Raw genomic sequence first — 254 nt, forward strand, 5'->3', positions numbered from 1 at the left:
ATACTGCAGATAGCCGTTGGGAGCCGCGTCGCTCAGGAAACACGGGGCGCTTTCGGTCGGACAGTAAGGCCCGATGATCGAAGCCACAGGCGTACCTACGGTGATGGTCTTTGAAATGGCCTTGGTCTGGCCGCATGCGTTGACCAGGTTCGCGAAGAGCGTAACGGTTCCCTGCGCCACCTTGGTGAGGGTCGTGGTCGTGGCGCTGGTCGTGCTCAGCGAGACGATACCGGGGGGCGAGACGGTCCAGCCCG

General features: G+C 63.0%; 1 protein-coding gene. It reads right to left on the minus strand.

Features of this window, described 5'->3' with window-relative positions:
- A partial coding sequence (locus G6047_RS16690; protein WP_211165341.1) for a hypothetical protein occupies nucleotides 1–254 on the minus strand: 254 nt, incomplete at both ends.

It is taken from the genome of Flavobacterium silvaticum (genome assembly GCF_012911565.1).
GTDB classification, from domain to species: domain Bacteria; phylum Bacteroidota; class Bacteroidia; order Flavobacteriales; family Flavobacteriaceae; genus Flavobacterium; species Flavobacterium silvaticum.